Origin of the sequence: Rhodoluna sp. KAS3 (assembly GCF_026000575.1) — a bacterium.
Classification (GTDB): Bacteria; Actinomycetota; Actinomycetes; order Actinomycetales; family Microbacteriaceae; genus Rhodoluna.
In genome coordinates, this window is the sequence record NZ_AP026910.1 from 939,803 (window position 1) to 960,771 (window position 20,969).

Here is a 20,969-nt window from a genome sequence, read left to right on the forward strand (position 1 = left end):
TTTGACTAGTTCTGAGGGAAACCGAGGTTGATGCCACCGTGTGATGGGTCAAGCCAGCGGCTGGTGATTGCCTTGCCTCGGGTGAAGAAGTGAACACCCTCAACGCCGTGAGCTTTGGTGTCACCGAATAGAGAGCTCTTCCAGCCACCGAACGAGTAGTAGGCAACGGGCACAGGAATTGGAACGTTGATACCGATCATTCCAACTTCGATTTCGTTCTGGAAACGACGAGCCGCTCCACCATCGTTGGTGAAAATTGCGGTTCCGTTACCGAACGCACCGTTGTTGATCAGTTCAACACCCTCTTCGTAGGTGTGGACACGAACGATCGAAAGCACAGGGCCAAAGATCTCTTCGGTGTAAACCTTTGATGAGGTTGGAACCTTGTCAATCAGGGTTGGGCCAAGCCAGAAACCGTTCTCGGCACCGTCAAACTTGTCGTTGCGACCATCGACAACAACGGTTGCACCGTCTTCGGTAGCGATATCGATGTACGAAGCAACCTTGTCACGGTGGACCTTGGTAACCAATGGGCCCATGTCGCAACCACGACGACCGTCACCGGTGCGAAGCTTGCTCATGCGCTCCTTGATCTTTTCGATCAGGTCGTCTGCAACAGGCTCAACCGCTACGACCACAGAGATCGCCATGCAGCGCTCACCGGCAGAACCAAAGCCCGCGTTGATAGCTGAATCGGCAACTAGGTCCAGGTCAGCGTCAGGCAGAACCAACATGTGGTTCTTTGCTCCACCAAGAGCTTGAACGCGCTTGCCGTGGCGTGATCCGGTCTCGTAAACATACTGAGCAATCGGGGTTGAGCCAACGAATGAGATGGCCTTGACATCAGGGTGGGTCAAAAGACCATCTACTGATTCTTTGTCACCGTTTAGAACGTTGAAAACACCATCTGGCAAGCCTGCCTCTTTGAGTAGCTTGGCCATCCAAATTGCCGCTGATGGGTCTTTCTCAGATGGCTTCAAGATGACGGTGTTACCTGCGGCGAGCGCAATCGGGAAGAACCACATCGGCACCATTGCCGGGAAGTTGAACGGGCTGATGATTCCGACTACGCCAAGAGCCTGACGGGTTGAGTAAACATCAACACCAGTAGATACGTTCTCTGAATAGAAACCCTTTAGAAGGTGAGGCATACCGGTTGCAAATTCAACTACTTCCTGACCGCGGGTGATCTCTCCCAGCGCGTCCGACAGCACCTTGCCGTGCTCTGAAGTGATGATTTCGGCAAGTTCTGGCTTCTTGCGGTTTAGCAACTCGCGGAAGTTAAACATGATGGCCTGGCGGCGTGCCAATGACAGGTTGCTCCAAGCTGGGAATGCTGCCTTGGCTGAGGCAATCGCAGCCTCAATTTCAGATGCGTTAGCTAGGGCAACGTGCTTGGTGACTTCACCAAGAGCTGGATCGAATACTTCAGCGGTACGGCCTGAAGTGCTTGGTCGCTCAGCGCCATCAATCCAGTGTGGAACTACAGGTAGGTTGCTCATTTTTTATCCTTTTCTGAAACTAAATTATCCGTGGACAAGCTTGACTGCGGTGTCAATAGCGGCGACTACGTTGCCGTCTTGCGGGTAAAGCAGGCTTCGACCAACTACAAGGCCTCGAACGCCCGGCAACTCTAGGGCCTTGCCCCATGAGTCGTAGATGTCCTTAGGGTCACCGACTGGGTCGCCACCAAGTAGGAGGGTCGGAAGAGTGGTTGACTCCATCACGCGAGCCATGTTTTCAACTACTGGCAACTTCATCCAGGTGTAAGCAGATGAGTTACCGAGGCCGCTGGCAATGCTGATTGAGTCGATCACGGCATCGGTTGAAAGGTCATTGCGGATTTTGCCGTCAACCCATTCGCTCATGAACGGCTCCAGCATGATCGGCAACTTGGCTGCGGCGGCCGCGTTTACGGCGTGGTGTGAGTACTCAAGCATGTTTGCGGTGCCGGCATCGCCAAGGTTTACGCGGTTTAGCATTTTGGCAAAATCTAGCTGGTCACGAACAATTCCATCGATGTTATAACCGGTAATTCGGTCGTCCATCTCAAAGCTTGCCCCACGAAGACCACCGCGGTTTAGTGAACCCACGACCAGTTTGTCGTCAAGGCAACCAAGCAACGCCAAGTCATCGATGATGTCTGGGGTTCCGAGCACGCCGTCTACCCCTGGTCGAGAAAGCGCTGTTGCCAGACGCTCAATCAGGTCGTAGCGGTTCTCCATGGCACGCGGGTTGTTGCGAACCGAGAGGGCATTTCTGGCCGGGTGATCAGCAGCGATGATGAATAGACGACCATCGCCCTGAACGACATCGCGACGCTTTCTTGCTGAATAAATCTCGGCTAGTTTGCCCGGGTTAGCGGCACGGATGTTGCGAAGTGATTCGAAGTCCAATGACATTAGTTCATTCCCTTCAGAATCTCTTCAACTTCTTCGAAGCTTGGCATGGCGGTTGAGCACTCTAGGCGGCTTGCCACAATTGCACCGGCAACGTTGGCAAACTGAAGAATTCGCTTTAGTTCCCAGCCCTGAAGCAGTCCGTAGCAGAATGCTCCACCAAAGCTGTCACCGGCACCAAGACCGTTAACCACGTCAACAAAGTAAGGCGGCACCTCAACGGTTTCGCTGCGGGTCTTGGCCAATACACCTTTAGGGCCCTGCTTAACCACTGCAATTTCGAGTCCACGCTCAAGTAGTGCATCTGCCGCACGCATTGGCTCGGTCTCACCTACGGCAACCTGACATTCCTCTTTATTGCCGATTGCGATGGTTACCTTGTCAAGTGCACGGGAAACCTGCTCGCTGGCAAGTTCTGGTGAAGACCAGAACATTGGGCGGTAGTCCAAGTCCAGGATGGTGTGCTCCTTGCGACCACGGGCATCCCAGGCCACGTGGTGTGCGGTGCGGCTTGGCTCTTGACTCAATCCGGTCACGGTTGACCAGTAAATCTTTGCGTGAGAGATGGCGTCGAGATCCAGCTCGTTCTGGTTGATAACTAGATCTGGGGCCTTTGGCTCACGGTAGAAGTAGAGCGGAAAGTCATCTGGCGGAAAAATCTCGCAGAACACGACCGGAGTAGGCAACCCCTCAACGCCAGAGACAAACTGGTCGCTAACGCCAAGGCGCTGAAGCTCGGTGTGAATGTACTTACCAAAAGGGTCATTACCGGTGCGGGTGATGACTGCCGACTTGAGTCCGTATTTCGCCGCCGCTACTGCAACGTTTGTGGCGCTTCCGCCAAGAAACTTGCCAAAGGTTGATACCTCGTCGAGACCCACACCGGTCTGCAGCGGGTAGATGTCTACTCCAACGCGACCAATAGTGATCACGTCAAATGGTTGATTGCGCTCGGTCATACTGCGTCGTACAACTTTCTTCTAGGTAGGCCGTTAGGTGTTTGTCCTAACATACTGACATTAAACAACAGTATAGGCACATAAGCAACACGCTATTCAGTAAAGAAATGCCAACCTAGCCACCACCAGACCACAACCAGAGCCAATCTGGTGTTCCGATGGTGCATTATTCGCGCAATTAGAGCGCCGAACGGTGAAACCAGGTCAGGCCTCAGCCTTCCTAACAGCCACATAACGATTCCGGCAACAATCACTAAAAGGTATTCAAAAAGAGGAATTGTCATCGCCGACGCCCCTTTCTGATCTGGAGCAGACCCACACCAATAGCCATCCAGACAATCAAAAAGATGGCTCGTCCGTATGGCGAATCAAGGATTGGATTCACCAAAATCGAAATTGTCGGATAGGTCAGGTCATCCTGAAAAACCTCGGCGAATATGTAAGCAAAAAGCTCGGACACCGCCATCACTAAAGCCAGAGTTACCCAAATCCACTTCGTGCGGGCCATGACTTTATTTGAGGAAGGTTTTGGTCCGTGATCGCGGTAGTAAACCAAGACCACTGCGATAGGCGCTAGGGCAAGAAGCAGCACTTTGTCTTGCCAGCTATTGCGTTCTGAAAAGAACAGCACGGCACTGCTGATTGCCATCACGAACAAAAGTGCTTGAACACTTATCTGTGGCCGCTCTGGCATGTGAAACTTCACGAGCTTCTTCCAGTCTGCAATTAGCAAGATGGTGCCAGTGCCAAAAATGATGGCGTCCACTACCGATCCGCGCTGCAGGTGAAACATTGTCACGAACGCGAAAACAGGCAACCAGGGGTTGATTCCACGCAGCAATTGCTTCACAGGACGAGGCTATCGCTAAACCGTAACAGTCTGAAACATCAAAAATACTCTCGCTATATTTATCCCAAGAGCACCAACTTGTCCTATCTGAAGGAAATCATGGCGATTTACAACAACATCACCGAGGTAGTCGGAAACACCCCACTAGTTCGCATCAACCGCATTATTGAAGGCCCTGCCGAAGTTCTAGCCAAGCTAGAGTTCTACAACCCATCAGCAACGGTTAAGGACCGCATCGGTATCGCCATGGTTGATGCCGCAGAAAAGTCAGGTGCACTAAAGCCTGGTGGCTCAATCGTTGAGGCAACCTCTGGAAACACCGGAATTGCCCTGGCCATGGTTGGTGCTGCGCGCGGCTACAAGGTAATCCTGACCATGCCTGACTCAATGAGCAAGGAGCGCCGCACTCTATTGCGTGCCTATGGCGCAGAGCTAGTTCTTACCCCAGCCGCTGAGGGTATGCGCGGTGCCGTTGCTAAGGCAGAGGAAATCGGTAACACCCAGGGTGCAGTTCAGGTTCGCCAGTTTGCTAACCCAGCAAACCCAGAGATCCACCGCAACACCACCGCTCAGGAAATCTGGCGCGACACCGATGGCCAGGTTGCCGCAATTGTTGCCGGAATCGGAACCGGTGGAACCATTACCGGTGTTGGCCAGGCCCTAAAGGCGCTGAACCCAGACATCAAGATCTTTGCAGTTGAGCCAGAGGCTTCACCGATTCTTAACGGTGGAACCCCAGCAGGCCACCCAATCCAGGGAATCGGCGCCAACTTTATTCCAGAGATTCTCGACACCACCATCTACGACGAAGTTCTTGATGCCCCTACCGAAGAGGCAATCAAGTGGTCACGCCGTTTGGGTGCCGAAGAGGGTATCCTCGGTGGAATCTCATCTGGAGCAGCTATCTGGGGCGCATCAAAGATTGCGGCTCGTCCAGAATTTGCCGGCAAGAAGATTGTCGTAATCATCCCGTCATTCGGTGAGCGCTACCTATCAACAGTTCTTTACAAGGACCTTCAGGACCTAGACTAAAAGGTACTTTGATACGTTTTCGCGAAGACATTAGAACAGGCATCGAGCGCGACCCAGCAACTTATGGCGCGCTCGAGCTTGTTTTAACCTCACCCGGTCTCCACGCTCTTTGGCAGCACCGGATTAACCACGCTCTATACAAGAGTGGCTTTCGCGTACTTTCAAGAGTCCTTGCTACCGGAACCAGATTCTGGACCGGAGTTGAGATTCACCCGGGCGCCACGGTTGGCCGCAGAGTCTTTATCGACCACGGTATGGGCGTTGTTATTGGTGAAACCGCGATTATTGGCGACGACGTACTGATTTACCACGGCGTGACCCTTGGTGGCCGTGAGAACATCACAGCAAAACGCCACCCGACCATTGGCAACAACGTTGTCATCGGAGCGGGTGCCATTGTTCTTGGCAACATCACCATCGGCGATGGCTCATCGATTGGTGCCGGAACCATCGTTACCAAGGACTTGCCGGCCAACTCGGTTGTAGTTGGTCCGCAAATGCGCACCATCAAGTAGCGCAAAACCTCCCCTCTCGTTCCGGCTTAACTTCAAGTTTGCTGTGAGTCCCTTGACTGAACCTCGGATAGAGGTACCCTTCTTACGTAACCCTAAGAAGGAGGAACGGATGATTAATATTTCTGATGGCTGCTGTGGTGGCGGTTGCACCTGCAGCAAGTAAGCCAAACAAAGAAAATCCTCGACTGTAAAATCGAGGATTTTCTGCTATCCGGCCTAAAAGACCTTGAATTGGACCCTAGAGCCAGGCGCCGATGATTAGGCCCATAACCGCGAGTGAAACGATGTCTTGGCCGACCTCAATGATCCAGACACCAAAACCGTGGCGGGCAAACAGTCGGTGTGAAAGAGATGATGCCGCGGCAATACCGGCACCCAAGAGAGCACCCGCAGCCAGACCCTGCCAAGCACCAAAGCTTGGGTCAGCCAAACTTCCAACCTCGATGACAATTGCCACAGTTGCAGCCTGCGCGATGGTTGCCAAGTACGTCGAACCAAACAAGACAGCCACGCTGGTGCCACCCGGATCAGTTGTAGGCTCGTTGCCGTTTAGCTTCCACCAAATTGGATAAAAAGTCTTTGGGCCAAACCAAACACCGCCGACAACAAAACCGGCGATTGAAGCGACCAATACGGCCAACCAGTTAATCTGTGAAAAATCCATCTATTTCTTCTTTCTGTGACCGTAGCCTTCTGCGCTTTCAACCTTACGAGCTGCAATCAACAGGGCGATTAATTCGGGTGTAAGTTTTTGAGTTTCTTTGACATGCAGAGAACCGCTGGTCTTATTGAAATCCCGAAGCTCATCGCTAAGCGTTACTAGGGTTTGCCCGCTGAACGGAAAATATGCGCAGTGATTCTTGTAGGCAGCGAAGCCGCCGATAGCTTGGCCGTCGACTTTGAAGCAGGGCACCCCGTAGTAAATGACCTGTTCAGAATCAGGCTCAATTTTTAGCATTTCAGCCTGCCACTCCAGCAACATATCTTGCTGCCAGCCAGCAACGGTAGCTAGGTACTCATCAATCGCGTTCATGCCACCAATTATGGCCGCGCAATTAACTGCGTGGGCGCAGGGTTGCAACCATAGGACACACAAACGGGTCGGCGTTGTTGCTCAGGCCAACCTTGCTTAGGTAGTCAATGATCACTTTGTAGCTGGCCATCAAGTTCATTTCGACCAGGGTTACACCCTTTTCTTCGCAGAACTTTTTGACGATGACGTTTGCCTTAATCAAGTTAGGTCGAGGCATAGACGGGAATAGGTGATGCTCAACTTGGTAGTTCAGGCCACCCATTAGGTTGTCTTTCAACCAACTGCCCTTGATGTTGCGACTGGTCAAAACCTGACGCTCAAAAAAGTCAATCTTGGAGTCCTTTGGCACCAGCGGCATGCCCTTGTGGTTCGGTGCAAAAGCAGCACCCATAAAGAAGCCAAAAACCATCATCATGAAGACCCAAAGGGCAATCGCCCAGAGCCAGCCAAACATCCAGGTCATCAGCAGGTAAGGAGAGGTCTGACGAACAATCATCAGCGAAAATTCGAGAAGTCTTGTGCCGATTGGGCGGTCTTTGCGGCGAAGGTTTGCGATGCTGTCTAACAGCAGGTCAAAACCGGTTAGCAGCAACAAAAACGGAAAGAAGTAGCCCTGTCGTTCGCCGATCCAGCGCTCAATGCCGCGCTTTTGATCGCGTGATTCTGGTGTAAAACTCAGGATTCGAATTGCGATATCCGGGTCTTGACCAATTTGGTTTGGGTGCTGGTGGTGCTTATTGTGCTTGCGCAACCAGAAACCGTAGCTAAGACCAGCAAATAGATTGGCTAGAACCAACCCAAGAGCATCGTTAGCTTTGTTGTTTTGAAAAATCTGACGGTGAGCTGCCTCGTGCGCGATGAAGCCATACTGAGCGCTCATGATTCCCAAAAGCCCCGCAATGCCAAAAGCCGCAAAGATCCAAGCCCAATGGGTTTGAACTGCTCCCCCGATAAAACCGCCGGCAACCCAAAGGCCAGTGGCAATTGCCGAAATTACAGATAAACGGATGATGTAGAAACTTGGCTTCTTCTTTAGCAATCCCGCCGACTTAACCAAGTTAAGGACTTCGTGAAAATTAGTTGCCGCTCTAGTTGCGGTCGCGACGGTCATAGACCGAGTCTAGGCGCTCTAACTGTTAATACCCTGAAGATACGCCTCGAGTGAATTGAAGTAGCTCTCCATGCCCTGACGAGTCAGTTCAACCTGCTCAGCTGGCATCTCGCCGAACTGCGAGAACCTAGCCCAGGTTCCTCCGTCACGCTCTTCGAAGTCAATTTCGATGCGGTGAGATGGGGTGTTCATGTCCTTCAACTCAAAATCGGCTGGATCCTGGCTGTAATGCATGGTGTGGACCAACTTTTTATTTGGAACCACACGCTGATATTCGCCCCAGAAATAGGCGTTGAAGCCGTGCGCAGAAACATCAACCCCGATAGCCCACAGGCCACCTTCACGTGTCTCTGATGAGGCAGAACCAGCAACAACCTTTAGCTCAGTTGGGCTGTACCACTTTTCTAACTGTGCTGGTTCGGTCCAGGCCGCCCACATTTGCTCCATTGATACCGGGTACACCCGCTCAACTGAATACAGAAAAGATTGCTCCATCACGGGCTCCTTTTACGCTTCTGAATGCATTAAACGTTGAAACGGAATTCGACTACATCTCCATCTTTCATGATGTAGTCCTTTCCTTCCATACGAACCTTGCCAGCAGCCTTGGCATCTGCCATTGAACCTGCGGCCATTAGGTCCTCGTAAGACACAATTTCAGCCTTGATGAATCCACGCTGGAAATCCGTGTGAATTACACCGGCAGCCTGCGGCGCGGTCCAACCCTTGCGAATAGTCCAGGCACGAGCTTCTTTAGGGCCCACAGTCAGGTAGGTCTGAAGACCAAGGGTGTCAAAACCGATGCGAGCCAGCTGGTCTAGACCAGATTCATCCTGACCCAAAGAGGCTAGGAGCTCGTTGGCCTCTTCAACCGAGAGGTCGATAAGTTCAGACTCAACCTTGGCATCGAGGAACACTGCCTCTGCCGGTGCAACCAAGTCGGCGAGCGCCTTCTTCTTGGCGGCGTCGGTCAAGATTCCCTCGTCTACGTTGAAGACGTAAATGATTGGCTTGGCGGTCAAAAGGCCTAGGTCTTTGATCGGGGTTAGGTCAACATCACTGGATGACAGCGGCTTACCTGCGTCGAGAACTGCCTTGGCCTCGTCAATTGCCTCTAGAGCGGCCGGCTCCATTTTCTTGCCCTTGACTTCTTTTTCAATTCTTGGGCGAGCCTTATCTAGGGTCTCCATGTCGGCCAAAATCAACTCGGTGTTGATGGTCTCAATGTCGCTGGCGGCGTCAACCTTGCCGTCCACGTGCACTACATCGCCGTCGACAAAACCACGAACCACCTGAGCAATTGCGTCAGCCTCGCGGATGTTGGCTAGGAACTTGTTGCCCAGGCCTTCACCGACCGATGCGCCGCGAACGATGCCCGCAATGTCGACGAATGACACCGGCGCAGGCAGAATACGCTCTGAGCCATACATGTCAGCCAAGCCCTGAAGGCGAGGGTCTGGAAGGTTCACGACACCAACGTTTGGTTCGATAGTTGCAAACGGATAGTTTGCCGCTAGAACGTTGTTTTTGGTGAGTGCATTAAAGAGGGTCGACTTGCCTACGTTAGGCAGTCCCACGATTCCGATTGTAAGAGCCACGAGGGTCAAGTCTACTTTGCTGTTGGCGCCTACTGGCAGACTTAGCTTGTGCCTCTTAACTTCACTGCCATAGATTTCGAAACCGCGAACGGATCGCCGGCTAGCCCCTGCGCAGTTGGGTTGGTGAAGGTACGCGACGGAAAAATCGCAGACACGCTGGCATTTCTAATCCAACCCCCATCGCCAAACGATTGGTTCCATGAGGGCAACATCCGTATTCATGGAATTAGACCGAGTGATGTTGACGGCGCTGCGACTGCTGCCGAGGCCCTGCAAATAATGCAGTCCTTCATCGGTGACGACACACTGATTGCCCACAACGCACCGTTTGACATGGGGGTTTTGCGGGCTACTGCAGCGTTAGTTCAGCACGAGCTGCCAAAGCTTCAGTACAGCTGCTCATTGGCGATTTCAAGAAAAACCTACAACCTTGAGTCCTACCGATTGAACGCCGTGGCTTACGCAATTGGCCATGAAGAGTTCAACCACCACGACGCACTTGCCGACAGCGATGCCTGTGCTCGCATCATCATTCATGCTGCGGATCGTCACGGTGTCGATGACTTAGCCGAACTCCTCAGTGCCACCAAACAGGTTTTCAAAGACCTTTAGGCAATTTGTCACCCCATGGTGAAATACTCGGGGCATGGAATCTTATATTTTTCTCGCAATCGGTTTAGCCGCAGGTGTGCTCCTGGGCTGGTTCATAGCCAAGGCAAAAAAGCCTGCTGATGCGGACCAAACTCAGGATCTCCTGATTCAAATTGCGGGCCTCGAAGCCAGCTCGGCCGGACTAAAGGCACAACTTGAACAAGCGGCAGCCGAAAAACGCGAACGCGATGAACGCGATCGAGAAGAAAACAAAATGCTTCAGGCCCTGGCTCCGGTGCGCGTTCACCTGGAGCAAATGCAGTCTGTGGTGACCCGTCTCGAAAAAGAGCGCACCGAACAGTTCGGAACAATTCAAGAGCAACTCAAGAACGCCATTGACTCTGATGAAGCACTGCGCAAGCAGACGCAGCAACTTTCTCAAGCCCTTTCCTCAAACAGCATTCGCGGAGTTTGGGGAGAGACCCAGCTGCGTAAGTTGGTTGAACTTGCCGGCCTAATCAAGCACGCCGACTTTGATGAACAAGCCAGTTTTAGCACCGATACCGGTTCTGGGCGCGCCGACATGATTATCAACCTGCCAGGCGGCAAGTCATTGGCGATTGACTCTAAAGTGCCTTTCAACTCTTACCAAGAGGCCTCAACCATTTCCGAACTTGCATCTGGCGAAGAGTTGGCCCGGCGTAAAAGACTGATTGACGAACACGTCAAGGCGGTCAAAGGCCATATCGATGCCCTGGCGTCTAAGGGTTATTGGAGCGGGTTGAATGCCAGCCCAGATTTTGTGATTGCCTTCGTGCCTAGCGAGTCACTGCTATCGGCAGCACTGGATGCCGATCCGGCACTGCTCGAATACGCCTTTAAAAAGAATGTGGCCTTGGCATCACCAGTCAGCCTCTTTTCGGTCCTCAAGACCATCAACTACATCTGGCGTCAAAATGCAGACGAAACTTCTGTAAAAACCATGATCAAGCTGGGCAAAGAGCTTTACGAGAGGGTCGGCAAGCTTGCTGAACACGCTGAAAAACTTGGGCGGTCAATCACAGCCTCGGTGCGCGACTACAACGGCTTCATCTCTAGCCTCGAAACTCGAGTGCTGGTAACGGCCCGCAAGCTAAACGACCTAGACGAAACGCAACTTGGCACTAACGAGATTCCAAGCCCACCGGAGCTTGATGCCACACCGCACACTATGAGCGCCAGTGAGTTGACCGAAAACCCAAACATCTCAGAACGGTAACAAAGCGCCAGTTTTGTAATTCCAAATCAAAGTTGCTGGCTCAGGTTTCGGTATACTTTTTCGAAGCGCTCGACAATGAAGTTTGCAGCCCGATAAAACGCTGAAATCGGCGATTCACCACGCAACTCCAAGGAGTACTTCATGTCTGACATCAAATCACCCGTTGTCACGCTTACACCTGCGCCAACTTTGGACCGCACCTATTACGTTCACGACCTAGTCGAAGGTGGAGTTAACCGCGCCGACGGTGTTGTAGAAGAGCTTGCCGGTAAGGGCATCAATGTCACTAAGGGCTTGAACCTAGTCGGTATGGCTGCCCCTGGAGTTGTGCCAATCGGTAACTCAGACCCAAGCGTTCTTGCTCGCACCGGCCACACCGAGTCACTCGTTCCACTTTGGGTTGACGGCACACTACGAGTTTCGACCACCATGGTCATTAAAGACGGCGCAACCACCAAGGTAAACGAGGCACCGCGCCCATTGAGCTCAGAAGACTGGAAGTCAGTCGTTGACCTAACCATCGAAACCGTCCGCAAGGCCGGCGCAAAGTGGCTAGTTATCGCTGGTGCCCTGCCAAATGACCTATCGACTGGAACCTACGTTGACCTGCAGCCTATTTTTGATGCAATGAAAACCATGGGCGTTCGAGTTGCACTAGACACCTCAGGCGAGCCGCTACAGACTTGGGCACGCAAGGGTGCTGCCAGCGTTATGAAGCCAAACGCAGAGGAGCTTGCTTCAGCTGTTGGCCGCTCACTTCACACCAACGGTGACGTGATCGACGCTGCTCGTGAACTTTGCGCAGCCGGAGTCGAGTGCGTTCTTGCCAGCCTTGGCCCAGACGGAATGATTGCTGTCACCAAGGACCACTCATGGGCTGCTCGCACTCCGCCAATCAAGGTCATCAACACAGTTGGTGCCGGCGATTCAACTCTTGCCGGTTTCTTGTCAGCCGTGGCCGAGTCAACTACAGCAGAAGCTGATGAGCGCTACGGTGTAGGTTTTGATGTACCAAAGGGTGTAACCACGGCGGTTCAGTGGGGTGCAGTTGCTGTTCAGCAGCCAACCTCTGGTCTCCAGAACCTAGATGGCATGCCTGAGGCATTCTTGACTGTTGAGCCAAACCGAGAAGAACCTCTCGGCGAGCCAGCAATCATCTAGTTCTTCGGAACCCTTACTTCGAGCACTCTGGCATCGCCCAACTGGCTGTCGAGCACAAAACTCTGAATCTCTAGAAACTCCTCGGTTTCGCGCACACCGCGGGCCAGCGGACCATCGGTGATTGCCGTGCAAACGAAAATGAACTGGTCACCCGAAACCAACTCATCCAGCTCAAATTTTCGTTCAAGGTCATAATTAGCGCCTAAAGCCCGAGAGATTTCATCTGGAGTTTCCGGCGCAAATCGGGTTTGCATAAAACCGCCCAGAATCTGAACGGCACAGGCAGTGACCACACCCTCGGGAGCCCCACCGATTCCTAGCAGGAGGTCAACTCCGCTGTCTGGAGTTGCCGCCGCCACAGCCATGGTGATGTCACCCTCATCAAACCTGACCCAATGTGCCCCGGAGGCTTTTACCTCGGCGATTAGGTCGTAGTTTCGAGGTTTATTGATCACAGCCACCCGAATCTCAGAAACATCTTTGTTCAAGGCCGCCGCCAATCGGTTAATGTTCTCGGTAGCTGCAACATCTAGGTCCAGTACTCCCCTGGCAGCAGGTCCGCTAACAATTTTCTGCATGTAGTAAACCTCTGAAGAAGCCAGCATGGCACCGCGCTGAGCAGCAGCCATGACGGACACAGCACCGTCTAGTCCGCCAGCCGCCAGAGCAGTACCGTCAACCGGATCCACCGCGATGTCCCACTCGACAGGCTGCCCGCCACCGATGATCTCGCCGTTGAAAAGCATCGGGGCCTCGTCTTTCTCACCCTCACCGATAACGACCACGCCACCAAAGTTTGCCCCGCGAAGAGAGTCACGCATGGCATCAACCGCAGCACCGTCGACGGCATTCTTATCGCCCGAGCCAACCAAGTGCCAGCATTCGGCCGTGGCCGCGACTGTTGCCTTGAAGATATCGATAGTTGGACCGTTCGCATTGTGAAGACTCATGGTGCCTTTCTTGAAGCGGACAAACCCGCATCCTTGCTAACATCTTATTAAGCCGCCGATGACGTCGTTTCCCACGTAGAACTTAGGAGTTCAGCAATGCCAGTTGCATCACCAGACCAATACCTAGAAATGCTTGACCGCGCAAAAAACGGCGGCTTTGCTTACCCAGCAATCAACGTTTCAAGCTCACAGACTTTGAACGCGGCACTTGCCGGTTTGGCAGAAGCTGGCTCTGACGGCATCATTCAGGTAACCACCGGTGGTGGCGACTACTGGTCTGGTCCGACCATTAAGAAAATGGCATCTGGCGCAGCAGCTATGGCTGCATTTGCTCGCGAAGCAGCAAAGAACTACGGCATCACCATCGCCCTGCACACCGACCACTGCGCCAAGCACCAGCTTGACGACTTTGTAATGCCTCTAATCGCAATTTCAGAGGACCGCGTAAAGCACGGCCAGGACCCACTTTTCAACTCACACATGTGGGACGGTTCAGCAGTGCCAATGGCCGAGAACCTTGAGATTGCCAAGAAGATGCTTGCACTCACCAAGAACATCGGTGCTGTTCTAGAAATCGAAGTTGGCGTTGTTGGCGGCGAGGAAGACGGCGTTGAGGGCGGTATGGGTGAGCACCTTTACACTACCCCTGAAGACGGTCTTGCAACTGCCGAGGCACTTGGTCTTGGCGAGAACGGCCGCTACATGGTCGCGCTAACCTTCGGAAACGTTCACGGTGTCTACAAGCCAGGAAACGTAAAGCTTCGCCCAGAGTTGCTCGGTGAGATCCAGGCAGCAGTCGGCGCCAAGTACGGCAAGTTGATGCCGTTTGACCTTGTCTTCCACGGTGGTTCAGGCTCAACCCCAGAGGAAATCGCAGAGGCAGTTTCACACGGTGTTATCAAGATGAACATCGACACCGACCTTCAGTACGCGTTCACCCGCCCAATTGCTGGTCACATGCTTTCTAACTACGATGGCGTGCTAAAGGTTGACGGCGAAGTCGGCAACAAGAAGCACTACGACCCACGCGCATGGGGCAAGTTGGCTGAAGCCGGCATGGCTTCTCGTGTTGTCGAGGCTGCAGCTGAACTTGGTTCAGCAGGTAAGTCAATGAGCCTCTAAATTTAGACTCAATCAAAAGAGCCCGTCCAATTTGGACGGGCTCTTTTGTGTTTGCGCTCATTATTGGCGCAGAAAAACTGGGCTTAGCTGCGCTTGACCTTGTTGTTCAGATCGGTGCCAGCTGCCTTCAGTTCTTTGCGAAGCTCGGCAGGGAGCGAGAACTGAACATCTTCTTCAGCGGTCTGGACGGTTCGAACATCGCCAAAACCTCGCTTAGCTAGGTTCACCAGCACCTCATCAACCAACTCCTCTGGAACAGAAGCACCAGAAGAGACACCTACGGTCTCGACGCCTTCAAACCAGGCATCCTCAATCTCGCTGGCAAAGTCAACGCGGTACGACGCCTTGGCGCCGGCTTCGAGTGCCACCTCAACCAGTCGAACTGTGTTTGATGAGTTAGCTGATCCAACCACGATTACCAAATCGGACACAGCGCCAACCTTCTTGATAGCCACCTGGCGATTTTGAGTTGCATAGCAAATGTCGTCGCTCGGTGGGTTCTGCAAAGTTGGGTACTTTTCACGCAGCTTGACCACGGTTTCCATGGTTTCATCCACAGAGAGGGTGGTTTGCGAAAGCCAAATCAACTTCTTTGGGTCTCTGACCTTAGAGGCCGCGATGCTGTCATCCTTGTCGATGATCTGTACGACATCGGGTGCTTCACCGGCGGTACCCTCAACTTCTTCGTGTCCTTCGTGGCCAATCAAAAGGATGTCGTAATTTTCGGAGGCAAATCTTTGAACTTCACGGTGAACCTTGGTTACCAGAGGGCAGGTGGCATCGATGGTGTTCAAGCCACGCTCGGCAGCGGCGGCCACGACTGCCGGAGAGACACCGTGGGCTGAGAAAACCAGCACGGAGCCGGTTGGAACCTCGTCAACCTCTTCAACGAAAATGGCACCGCGCTTTTCGAGTGAAGAGACAACGTGCTTATTGTGCACAATTTGCTTACGCACGTAGACCGGTGACCCGTAGTGGTCCAGTGCTTTTTCGACTGCTATAACGGCACGGTCAACACCCGCGCAATAACCTCTTGGGGCTGCCAACAGTACCTTCTTTGAGGTCGGTTGCTGTCGCAGGTCAACGGTATTCTTGATTTCAGTCACCCCTCAATGATAAACCGCGTCAGTTGATGGATTGTGGTGACGATTTGGAGGGACGAATGAGCGAAGACGACGTCGCCGCAGCCTCCAAAGTCAGTTCAGAATCCTCTCCGTGGCCGGTGTCGCGGCTTTCTGCCACGCTCAAAGACTGGATTGAGCGCCTAGGAATGCTCTGGATTGAGGGCGAGCTCGCCTCGATCAAAATCGGTCCCAGCAATATGTTCGGCGAACTGCGTGACCTTCAACTAGAGAACAGTGTGTCAATCCACTCTTGGAACACCGCCAAGATTCCCAAGGACCTAAAACAGGGCGACCGCGTATTGGCGCTGATCAAACCTGCCTTTTGGCCAAAGGGCGGCAAGCTCACCATGCAGGTTTTCGAAATGCGCAAGGTTGGCCTGGGTGAACTTCTCGAGCGGATCGAGAGGCTACGAACTCAACTGACTGCTGAGGGCCTGACCTCTCCGGAGCGCAAAAAGCCACTGCCGTTTCTTCCAAACAAAATTGGCCTGATTACTGGCAAAGATTCAGATGCCGAAAAAGACGTCCTGCAGAATGCTCGATTGCGCTGGCCTGATGTCGACTTTCGAGTGATTCACACCTTGGTTCAAGGAGATAAAGCGGCGCCAGAGGTCATCGCAGCTATCAAAGAACTGGATTCAGACCCCGAGATTGATGTGATCATCATCGCTCGCGGCGGCGGGTCTTTTCTGGATCTCATTGTGTTTAGCGATGAAGGCTTGGTTCGCGCTGCAGCCGCTGCACAGACCCCGATAGTCTCGGCCATCGGCCACGAGAATGACCGACCAGTACTCGACGACGTTGCCGATTTACGAGCATCTACCCCGACCGACGCTGCTAAACGAGTGGTCCCCGATGTCGCTGATGAACTTCACAAGGTGAGCCAATACCGTCAGAGAAACTACCTCCGAATCGACTCGATAATTACCGGTCAAGAGGCGTTCCTAGAACAAATCCGATCCCGGCCAATTATGGCGAATCCGCACCTACTGATTGACGATAAGTCCCTCGAAATTGAGCGCTGGGTAAGCCAAATTTGGAATCAAGTTGACCAGTACTTGGTTCGAGAGAGTATGCACATTAGCCACCTTTCACAGCAGGTTCGGTCGCTCTCTCCGCAATCCACCCTTGACCGCGGCTACTCGGTGATCCGCGATGCCAATGGCCACGTGATTTCCGATTCAAGCTCAATCACCTCCGGGCAAAAACTCCAGGTTCGCCTGGCTAAGGGCCAAATCGGCGTTACCGCCGACTAAGAAATAGACTGGATACCAAGATGACTGCAGAAAAAGCCACCGCCAAAGACAAGGCAAATGCCGACGTAGCCTCAATGAGCTACGAACAGGCTCGCGATGAGTTGGTAAAAGTGGTATCTGAACTTGAGCAGGGTTCAGCAACCTTGGAAGCATCGCTAAAACTCTGGGAGCGTGGCGAGGCTCTGGCTGCACAATGCGACAGCTGGCTTACCGGCGCCCGCAAGAAACTTGATGACACACTTGCCGCAAAGAAAGCCAAGTAACGTGAGCGAAGATTCAGCAGCCAAGCACCGCGCAAAACAGACCGTCATCAATCTGTTGCTGTCGCTGGCTGCTTCTCTTGGAGTAATGCTGGCGATCATTCTCATTGTTCCTAGGGATGACAGCAATCGAATTAAACCGGTTGACCACATCGCACTCGCTGAGGGCGCATCGGCTGCCGCTGGCCGTCCAGTCCTTGGCCTTCCTTTGCCAGAAGGTTGGTGGGCAAACCACGCCACTTGGGTAGCCACTGCCGCTGATGGCGTTGACTACTGGGAGGTTGGCTTCGTTGGGCCAAAAAATCAGTACATCGGCCTAACCCAAGCTTTCGAGGTGAACCCAACCTGGGTTGCGCTGCGCAGTGCGGGTTTCATTCCCGATTCATCGACAACCGGTAGCGCAAACTGGCTGAAACTTACTCCCGGACCAAACGTAGATGCCGATCCAATCCTCTGGACTCTTGAGACTAACGGAGACTTTGTCTCGCTCGAGGGCAATGCCACAGCCGAGGAGTTTTCGGAATTTGCTGAACTTGTCGAGAAGGAGTTATCCGAATGAGTGAATCTCAGCGGCCACAGACACCTGCCGAAGCCTGGCGTGCTATGGCAGATGGTAACCGCCGATTCGTTTCGGGAGCCCCGGCCCACCCTCGCCAAGACATCGATCGTAGAGAGCAACTCGCTGGACAGCAGAAACCATTCGCCGCACTATTTGGCTGCTCAGACTCTCGCCTATCGGCAGAAATCATTTTTGATGTTGGCCTAGGTGACCTATTTGTAGTTCGTAATGCCGGTCAGATTATTGCCGAAACTATTCTTGGCTCACTTGAATACTCGGTTGAGGTTCTCGGCGTTCCGCTGATTCTGGTTCTTGGCCACGATGAATGTGGTGCAATTCGGGCCACGATCGATGCCACTGAGGGCAAGTTGCAGGCCAAGGGAGACTTCATTCACAACCTGGTCGAGCGCATTCGCCCGACCGTTGAGGCTGCCAACCAGCAGGGTTTGCACCACATCGACGCTGTCACCGACCTACACATCAAAGACACCATCAACGAACTTCTAACTCGGAGCAAATTGATTGCAGAAGCAGTCAAATCGGGCAAGGTGGCCATCGTAGGCGCCAACTACACCCTTGCTCGAGGCGAGATTTCACCGATTATTACCATCGGCGAACTGAACTAATACCAAACGGCAACGAAAGGCCAAGCAAGTGGAATACCGCATTGAACACGACACCATGGGTGAAGTCAAAGTTCCTGTAAACGCTCTTTACCGCGCACAAACTCAGCGCGCGGTCGAGAATTTTCCGATCTCAGGTACCACTCTGGAGCGTGCACACATCGCGGCTCTTGCACAGATCAAAAAAGCAGCTGCTTTGGCAAACGCCAAGTTGGGCGTTCTTGACGAGGCACTCGCAAAAGCAATTGCAGATGCGGCCGATCAGGTAATTGCTGGGCAGCACGATGCCGAGTTCCCGGTAGATATTTTCCAAACCGGTTCGGGAACCTCTTCAAACATGAACATGAACGAGGTTTTGGCTACCCTGGCCACCCAGGGTCTGGGCACCAATGTGCACCCGAACGACCACGTGAACGCATCACAGTCGTCAAACGATGTTTTCCCTACCTCGGTTCACGTTGCAGTCACCGCTGCGCTGATCAACGACCTATTGCCAGCGTTGGACTACCTAGCAACCTCACTCGAGAAGAAGCGTGACCTTTGGAAGACCGTGGTCAAGGCAGGCCGTACCCACTTGATGGATGCCACCCCGGTAACCCTTGGTCAAGAATTTGGCGGTTATGCAGCTCAAATTCGCTACGCAATCGAACGAGTCCAATCAACTATTGGCCGCACCGCCGAAGTTCCACTCGGCGGCACAGCTGTAGGAACAGGAATCAACACCCCTAAGGGTTTCCCTCAAGAAGTTATTCGCCTCTTGGCCGCCGAAACTGGACTTCCGATCACCGAGGCTCGCGACCACTTTGAGGCTCAGGGCGCTCGTGACGCACTAGTCGAGGCATCTGGTGCCCTTCGCGTGCTGGCCGTATCGCTGACCAAGATCAACAATGACCTTCGCTGGATGGGCTCTGGCCCAAACGCGGGTATTGCCGAGTTGCACATTCCAGACCTTCAGCCTGGTTCGTCAATCATGCCTGGCAAGGTCAACCCAGTGGTTCCAGAAGCCGTAATGATGGTTTGCGCTCGCGTGATCGGTAACGACGCAACCGTTGCCTGGGCCGGTGCCACCGGAAACTTTGAGCTAAACGTTGCCATTCCAGTAATGGGCAACTCGTTGCTTGAATCGATCCGACTGCTGGCAAACTCAATGCGATTGCTTGCCGACAAGACCATCGATGGCCTTGAGGCCAACGTTGAGCGTGCTCGTGCCCTGGCTGAGTCAAGCCCATCAATCGTGACCCCACTAAACAAGTACATTGGCTACGAGGCTGCGGCCAAGATTGCCAAGCACTCAGTTGCCAAGGGGCTAACCGTGCGTGAAGCCACCATTGAATTGGGCTACGTCGACGGCGAAAAACTCACCATGGAACAGCTTGACAAGGCACTCGACGTTCTATCGATGACCAGCCCTGGCCTCTAGGACTAATCATCGAAGGTTCAATTGATCTTGGTTTCACCATCGCAGCGATTGCTGCTTTGGCAACCTTGCTCGGTTACCCGCTGGCAGGACACAAAAAACACTCGACTCGGTTCAACGCCATAGTTCTACTACTGGCAGCGGCGGCCATGATTGCAGCCAGCGTGATCGAGCTAATCCCGGCAGCATTGACGATTGACTCAGGATGGGCCGACTCGGCGTTATGGCTGTTCGTCGGCTTCGGCGTGTTTGCTGTGATCAAGTTGGTCTCAAGCCTGCTTCAAAAACACGCTGCCGGACTTATCGGTTCAACTACCGTGGTTACTATCGCGCTGACGCTTCACAACATCCCAGAGGGCACCGCGGCCGTAGCAGCGGCCAGCACCGACCTAACCACCGGAATTCACACCGGTATTGCGATTGCCCTGCAAAACATTCCAGAGGGCCTGTCTATCGCAGCCTTGGCCTTTGCTGCCGGTTCAAGCCGCCGCTGGACTTTCGGCCTGGTTGCTGTTTCGGCGATTGCCGAGGTCCTCGGCGCGGCCGGTGTTTGGGTGAACCGCGAGGTGCTTAGCCCTGAAATCAACTCGCACATGCTGTTGGCGGTAGCCGCAATTATGTTGGCCATCAGCTTCATCGAACTCATCCCAGATGGCATTCGTTTGCTTCAGCTAAACGGTAAAACGCCAAAAACTCCGATAATTCCGACTAATAAGTAGGGCCCTAGCGCCATGCTTTGTTTGAGGCTTAGGCGGCGCATGAGCACCTTTGGCAAAACAATCAGGCTCGCCAGCGTAAAGGCAAGGCAAACGGCCACAAGCGGCCACAGCGGGCCGAACCAGCCCAGCATCAGGCTGGCTGCCGCAATCAACTTGACGTCTCCCATGCCCAATGAGGCAAACCGGTTCAGAAGCACCCCGATAGCAAACGCCAACGTCATGGCCAGCAAAGCCTGGCCAAATCGAATCCACTCTCCCGTAATCATTGCGGACAGGCTCTGCCCCAGGATAGTAATCGGCACTGCCGGCAAAACCAGCCGGTTGGGTAACCGGTGTTGTTTGAGGTCTATTCGAGCAAGCGGTACTGCGACCGCAACTAAATACGCCGGCCCGAGAAAGGCAAACCACTCACCAAATTCCATGCGGCAAAGA

Annotated in this window: 25 protein-coding genes; 12 read left to right on the plus strand and 13 right to left on the minus strand. The window is 53.3% G+C overall.

Annotation, left to right across the window (positions count from 1 at the left end; all coding sequences use genetic code 11):
• Positions 1 to 5: 5 nt before the first annotated feature.
• The 5 genes from OO731_RS04680 to OO731_RS04700 form a co-directional block, all read right to left on the minus strand.
• The gene (locus OO731_RS04680; RefSeq protein WP_138275631.1) at positions 6 to 1,502 is read right to left on the minus strand and encodes a CoA-acylating methylmalonate-semialdehyde dehydrogenase; all 1,497 of its coding nucleotides are present in this window, start codon (positions 1,500 to 1,502) and stop codon (positions 6 to 8) included.
• A 24-nt stretch (positions 1,503 to 1,526) separates the two neighbouring features.
• On the minus strand, positions 1,527 to 2,402 hold the full coding sequence (locus OO731_RS04685) for a deoxyribose-phosphate aldolase (protein WP_138316476.1): 876 nt from the start codon (positions 2,400 to 2,402) through the stop codon (positions 1,527 to 1,529).
• Positions 2,402 to 3,358 (minus strand): 5-dehydro-2-deoxygluconokinase, encoded by a 957-nt coding sequence (gene iolC / locus OO731_RS04690; protein ID WP_264889828.1) that lies wholly within the window; start codon positions 3,356 to 3,358, stop codon positions 2,402 to 2,404. Before iolC ends, OO731_RS04685 begins: the two co-directional genes overlap by 1 nt.
• A 92-nt stretch (positions 3,359 to 3,450) precedes the next feature.
• Positions 3,451 to 3,642, minus strand: a complete 192-nt coding sequence (locus OO731_RS04695; protein ID WP_264889829.1) for a DUF6186 family protein — start codon at positions 3,640 to 3,642, stop codon at positions 3,451 to 3,453.
• Positions 3,639 to 4,208: a hypothetical protein gene (locus OO731_RS04700; protein WP_264889830.1), complete on the minus strand. Its 570-nt coding sequence runs from the start codon at positions 4,206 to 4,208 to the stop codon at positions 3,639 to 3,641. The genes OO731_RS04695 and OO731_RS04700 overlap by 4 nt, the downstream gene beginning before the upstream one ends.
• Before the next feature lie 99 nt (positions 4,209 to 4,307).
• Between OO731_RS04700 and cysK the strand changes: the two genes are divergently transcribed.
• Both cysK and cysE read left to right on the plus strand, forming a co-directional pair.
• Entirely contained in the window at positions 4,308 to 5,240 is a 933-nt protein-coding gene (gene cysK, locus OO731_RS04705; RefSeq protein WP_138275636.1) for a cysteine synthase A, read from the plus strand.
• Between the two features lie 8 nt (positions 5,241 to 5,248).
• A complete protein-coding gene (gene cysE, locus OO731_RS04710) occupies positions 5,249 to 5,755 on the plus strand; it encodes a serine O-acetyltransferase (RefSeq protein WP_264889831.1) in 507 nt (168 codons plus the stop codon).
• Positions 5,756 to 5,993: 238 nt separating this feature from the next.
• Here the strand turns inward: cysE and OO731_RS04715 are convergent, their stop codons facing one another.
• Genes OO731_RS04715 through ychF form a run of 5 tightly spaced genes read right to left on the minus strand, consistent with a single transcriptional unit; the run spans position 5,994 to position 9,497 of the window.
• Entirely contained in the window at positions 5,994 to 6,419 is a 426-nt protein-coding gene (locus OO731_RS04715) for a DUF1761 domain-containing protein (RefSeq protein WP_264889832.1), read from the minus strand.
• Positions 6,420 to 6,788, minus strand: coding sequence for a DUF1801 domain-containing protein (locus tag OO731_RS04720; RefSeq protein ID WP_264889833.1), 369 nt, complete (start codon positions 6,786 to 6,788; stop codon positions 6,420 to 6,422). It abuts the gene before it with no gap.
• Positions 6,789 to 6,810: 22 nt separating this feature from the next.
• The gene (locus tag OO731_RS04725; RefSeq protein WP_264889834.1) at positions 6,811 to 7,899 is read right to left on the minus strand and encodes an acyl-CoA desaturase; all 1,089 of its coding nucleotides are present in this window, start codon (positions 7,897 to 7,899) and stop codon (positions 6,811 to 6,813) included.
• Positions 7,900 to 7,917: 18 nt separating this feature from the next.
• Positions 7,918 to 8,394 (minus strand): SRPBCC domain-containing protein, encoded by a 477-nt coding sequence (locus tag OO731_RS04730; protein ID WP_264889835.1) that lies wholly within the window; start codon positions 8,392 to 8,394, stop codon positions 7,918 to 7,920.
• A 29-nt stretch (positions 8,395 to 8,423) separates the two neighbouring features.
• Positions 8,424 to 9,497, minus strand: a complete 1,074-nt coding sequence (gene ychF / locus OO731_RS04735) for a redox-regulated ATPase YchF (RefSeq protein WP_264889836.1) — start codon at positions 9,495 to 9,497, stop codon at positions 8,424 to 8,426.
• A gap of 48 nt (positions 9,498 to 9,545) precedes the next feature.
• On the opposite strand from ychF, the gene OO731_RS04740 reads away from it, so the two are divergent.
• The 3 genes from OO731_RS04740 to OO731_RS04750 all read left to right on the plus strand — a co-directional run bounded on the left by OO731_RS04740 (position 9,546) and on the right by OO731_RS04750 (position 12,507).
• The gene (locus OO731_RS04740; RefSeq protein ID WP_264889837.1) at positions 9,546 to 10,109 is read left to right on the plus strand and encodes a 3'-5' exonuclease; all 564 of its coding nucleotides are present in this window, start codon (positions 9,546 to 9,548) and stop codon (positions 10,107 to 10,109) included.
• Between the two features lie 34 nt (positions 10,110 to 10,143).
• A complete protein-coding gene (locus tag OO731_RS04745; protein ID WP_264889838.1) occupies positions 10,144 to 11,346 on the plus strand; it encodes a DNA recombination protein RmuC in 1,203 nt (400 codons plus the stop codon).
• Between the two features lie 141 nt (positions 11,347 to 11,487).
• Positions 11,488 to 12,507 carry a PfkB family carbohydrate kinase gene (locus OO731_RS04750; protein ID WP_264889839.1) on the plus strand — a complete coding sequence of 340 codons (1,020 nt, stop codon included), beginning with the start codon at positions 11,488 to 11,490 and terminating at the stop codon, positions 12,505 to 12,507.
• On the opposite strand, the gene OO731_RS04755 is transcribed toward OO731_RS04750, so the two are convergent.
• A complete protein-coding gene (locus tag OO731_RS04755; protein ID WP_264889840.1) occupies positions 12,504 to 13,457 on the minus strand; it encodes a fructose-bisphosphatase class II family protein in 954 nt (317 codons plus the stop codon). The two genes, OO731_RS04750 and OO731_RS04755, sit on opposite strands and share 4 nt — an antisense overlap.
• A 96-nt stretch (positions 13,458 to 13,553) precedes the next feature.
• Here OO731_RS04755 and fbaA point away from each other — a divergent pair, with 96 nt between their 5' ends.
• On the plus strand, positions 13,554 to 14,579 hold the full coding sequence (fbaA, locus tag OO731_RS04760) for a class II fructose-bisphosphate aldolase (RefSeq protein ID WP_138275647.1): 1,026 nt from the start codon (positions 13,554 to 13,556) through the stop codon (positions 14,577 to 14,579).
• An 83-nt stretch (positions 14,580 to 14,662) separates the two neighbouring features.
• On the opposite strand, the gene OO731_RS04765 is transcribed toward fbaA, so the two are convergent.
• A complete protein-coding gene (locus OO731_RS04765) occupies positions 14,663 to 15,685 on the minus strand; it encodes a 4-hydroxy-3-methylbut-2-enyl diphosphate reductase (protein ID WP_264889841.1) in 1,023 nt (340 codons plus the stop codon).
• Between the two features lie 56 nt (positions 15,686 to 15,741).
• Here OO731_RS04765 and xseA point away from each other — a divergent pair, with 56 nt between their 5' ends.
• The 6 genes from xseA to OO731_RS04795 are packed head-to-tail and all read left to right on the plus strand — an operon-like array spanning position 15,742 to position 20,537.
• Entirely contained in the window at positions 15,742 to 16,959 is a 1,218-nt protein-coding gene (xseA, locus tag OO731_RS04770) for an exodeoxyribonuclease VII large subunit (protein WP_264889842.1), read from the plus strand.
• Positions 16,960 to 16,979: 20 nt separating this feature from the next.
• Positions 16,980 to 17,222: an exodeoxyribonuclease VII small subunit gene (locus tag OO731_RS04775; protein WP_138275650.1), complete on the plus strand. Its 243-nt coding sequence runs from the start codon at positions 16,980 to 16,982 to the stop codon at positions 17,220 to 17,222.
• Position 17,223: 1 nt separating this feature from the next.
• A complete protein-coding gene (locus OO731_RS04780) occupies positions 17,224 to 17,778 on the plus strand; it encodes a DUF4245 domain-containing protein (RefSeq protein WP_264889843.1) in 555 nt (184 codons plus the stop codon).
• Entirely contained in the window at positions 17,775 to 18,404 is a 630-nt protein-coding gene (locus OO731_RS04785; RefSeq protein WP_264889844.1) for a carbonic anhydrase, read from the plus strand. The genes OO731_RS04780 and OO731_RS04785 overlap by 4 nt, the downstream gene beginning before the upstream one ends.
• Before the next feature lie 28 nt (positions 18,405 to 18,432).
• Complete coding sequence (locus OO731_RS04790) at positions 18,433 to 19,821, plus strand: class II fumarate hydratase (RefSeq protein WP_264889845.1); 1,389 nt, start codon at positions 18,433 to 18,435, stop codon at positions 19,819 to 19,821.
• 56 nt (positions 19,822 to 19,877) lie between these two features.
• On the plus strand, positions 19,878 to 20,537 hold the full coding sequence (locus OO731_RS04795; protein ID WP_264889846.1) for a ZIP family metal transporter: 660 nt from the start codon (positions 19,878 to 19,880) through the stop codon (positions 20,535 to 20,537).
• On the opposite strand, the gene OO731_RS04800 is transcribed toward OO731_RS04795, so the two are convergent.
• Positions 20,486 to 20,959: an A24 family peptidase gene (locus OO731_RS04800; RefSeq protein WP_264889847.1), complete on the minus strand. Its 474-nt coding sequence runs from the start codon at positions 20,957 to 20,959 to the stop codon at positions 20,486 to 20,488. The two genes, OO731_RS04795 and OO731_RS04800, sit on opposite strands and share 52 nt — an antisense overlap.
• Positions 20,960 to 20,969 lie beyond the last annotated feature (10 nt).